The sequence below is a fragment of the Roseiarcus sp. genome (assembly GCF_052145395.1).
In the GTDB taxonomy this organism is placed as follows: Bacteria; Pseudomonadota; Alphaproteobacteria; order Rhizobiales; family Beijerinckiaceae; genus Roseiarcus.
This window is the reverse complement of the sequence record NZ_JBKQOT010000792.1, coordinates 1-2,566: the sequence shown is the minus strand read 5'-3', so window position 1 is coordinate 2,566 and position 2,566 is coordinate 1. Positions and strand designations below refer to the sequence as shown.

4 protein-coding genes are annotated in these 2,566 nt (G+C 65.0%); all 4 read left to right on the top strand.

What is annotated here, in order from left to right; genetic code table 11:
- The coding region (locus tag ACLP25_RS27275; protein ID WP_442472239.1) for an alpha/beta fold hydrolase at positions 1-384 on the top strand (384 nt) is incomplete at its 5' end.
- A 61-nt stretch (positions 385-445) separates the two neighbouring features.
- Complete coding sequence (locus ACLP25_RS27270) at positions 446-1,291, top strand: alpha/beta fold hydrolase (protein WP_442472238.1); 846 nt, start codon at positions 446-448, stop codon at positions 1,289-1,291.
- 108 nt (positions 1,292-1,399) lie between these two features.
- Positions 1,400-2,170: an SDR family oxidoreductase gene (locus ACLP25_RS27265; RefSeq protein WP_442472237.1), complete on the top strand. Its 771-nt coding sequence runs from the start codon at positions 1,400-1,402 to the stop codon at positions 2,168-2,170.
- A 30-nt stretch (positions 2,171-2,200) separates the two neighbouring features.
- The coding region (locus ACLP25_RS27260; protein ID WP_442472236.1) for an FAD-dependent oxidoreductase at positions 2,201-2,566 on the top strand (366 nt) is incomplete at its 3' end.

Sequence of the window (2,566 nt, the reverse complement as noted above, 5' to 3'; positions counted from 1 at the left end):
AAACCCCATCCGCAGGCGCCCGACCTCGCGCCCGACGACCATGGGCTGATCTACCTGCCTAGGGAGGCCTTCGTCGCCGCCTTCGCGCAGAACGCCGCCCCGGAAGAACTGGCGGTGCTCGCGGCGGTCCAGCGCCCGATCTCGCCCGCCTGCATTACCGTGCCAGTGCCGCGGCCTCTCTGGAAGAACCGGCCGGCCTGGTTCCTGGTGGCCGAGCAGGACCGCATGATCGCGCCGGACAATCAACGCTTCATGGCCGAGCGCATGCACGCGAAGGTGCGCTCCCATGCCGTCGATCACGCGCCGATCGTCACAGCGCCCGCCGTCGTTTTGCAGGTGATCCGCGAAGCCGTCTCGGCGGTCCAGGCGGAGAACGCCGCTTAAGCTTCAAGGGATCGAGACAGTTTCGCCAGCAGCTCTCACAAGGATCGAGAGGAGGTGCGCCATGACCGCCGTCAAGTACCGTTCCGTCGACGTGGATGGCTTCAAGGTCTTCTATCGCGAAGCCGGCGCCCCCGGCGCCCGGAAGCTCCTGCTTCTCCACGGCTTTCCGAGCGCCGGTCACATGTTTCGGGATTTGATTCCACTTCTCATCGATCGCTTCCACGTCGTCGCCCCTGACCTCCCGGGCTTCGGCAACTCGGACATGCCGGGCCGCGGGCATAGCTTCGATCGGATCGCAGCTACGATCGACCGCTTCTCCGAAATCATTGGATTCGATCGCTACGCCGTCTACGTTTTCGACTACGGGGCGCCGACCGGCTTCCGGCTCGCGGTGAAGCATCCGGACCGGATCACCGCGATCATCTCGCAGAACGGCAACGCCTACGAGGAGGGCTTAAGCGACGGCTGGAACCCGATCAGAGCCTATTGGCAGGATCCGTCCGAGACGAACCGTGAGGCGCTGCGCGCGTTCCTCAAGCCCGAGACCACGATCTGGCAATACACGCACGGCGTCCCGGACCCGACGATGGTTTCGCCGGACGGATACTCGCTCGACAATTTCTATCTCACGCGAACCGGGGCTGCGGACGTGCAGCTAGACCTGTTCGGCGACTATAAGAGCAACGTCACGCTCTACCCGGCCTTCCAGACCTATTTCCGGACCCACAGGCCGCCGTTCCTCGCGGTCTGGGGAAAGAACGACCCCTTCTTCCTGCCAGCCGGCGCGGAGGCGTTCAAGCGGGACATCCCGAATGCAGTCGTCCGCTTCTTGGACACCGGCCATTTCGCGTTGGAAACCCATGCCGCGGAGATCGCGGCCGCGATCCGGGACTTCCTTGCCCGCTGAGGCCCGAATTGAACGAGCGGCGTGCGCCGCATCAACAAGCAAACAGCCTCGGGCGCGATCGCCGCTCAGACGACGATGGCCCGTCCTCTCAAGTCAAAGAGAACTCATGTGTCAAAGTCGGTCGCCATCATCACGGGAGCGAGCCAAGGCATCGGGCGGGCCGCCGCCGTCCGTCTCGCGCGCGATTTTTCGGCGCTGGTTCTAGTCGCGCGGAACCGCGCCAATCTGGAAGAGACCGCAGAGAAGGTCGGGGCGGTCGGCGCGGAGGCACTGATCATCGACGCCGACATGGCGCGGCCCGAGGCTGCAAAGACGGTCGTCGACCGGGCGCTCGCGGCCTTCGACCGCATCGACGCTCTGCTCAACATCGCAGGCGCCGTGCCGCAGATCGACCTGTTTGAGATGACCGACGCGCAGTGGGATGATGGCCTGGGGCTGAAACTGCACGGCGCACGGCGGCTGACGATCGCTGCTTGGCCCGCGCTGAAGGCCGCAAGAGGTTCGGTGGTGCTGATGTCGGGTAACTCGGCGCTGTTTCCGAAAGCGCCCTATGCCGCCGTAGGCACGATCAACGCCGCAATCGTCGCCTTGGCCAAGGCGTTTTCCGATCGCGGCATTGCCGACGGCGTGCAGGTCAACAGCGTCCTGCCCGGCCCGGTGATGACCGGTCGGCGCCGTTCCTACCTTCAGCATTGGGCGCCGTTGCACGGCATGACCGTGGAAGAGGCGACGGAGAATTTCCCCAGGGAGGCCGGAATCGCACGCTATGGACAGCCGGAAGAGATCGCGGAGTTGATGGCTTTCCTCGTCTCGCCTAGCGCCCGCTGGATGACCGGCTCGACGCTCCGCATGGACGGGGGGGAGGTGAAGTCGATCTGACATAGTTGTCGTCACCGGGAGGAAGCACCGATGCCTCAATCCGAACATTTCGACCTTGTCATCCTCGGCAGCGGCCAAGGCGGAAAACAGCTGGCGTGGAAGCTTGCCAAGTCCGGCAAGACGGTCGCCGTCGTCGAGCGCCGCTGGGTCGGCGGCTCGTGTCCGGCCGTCGCCTGCATGCCCTCCAAGAACGAGCTCTGGAGCGCGCGCGTCTCGCACGTCGTCCGGCACGCCCCCGAGTTCGGGACGCTTGTCGGCGACGTCAGGACCGATATGCGCAAGGTCCTCCGCCGCAAGCAGGACATGGTCGAGCGGGAGATCGCCATTCATCTTCAAGCCTACAAAGAGAGCGGCGCGGAACTCATCATGGGCGTCGGCCGCTTTGTCGGCCCGAAG

Excerpts from the sequence above, each read along its gene's own strand:
- ACLP25_RS27270 (WP_442472238.1), top strand. The coding sequence starts at position 446 with ATGACCGCCGTCAAGTACCGTTCCGTCGACGTGGATGGCTTCAAGGTC.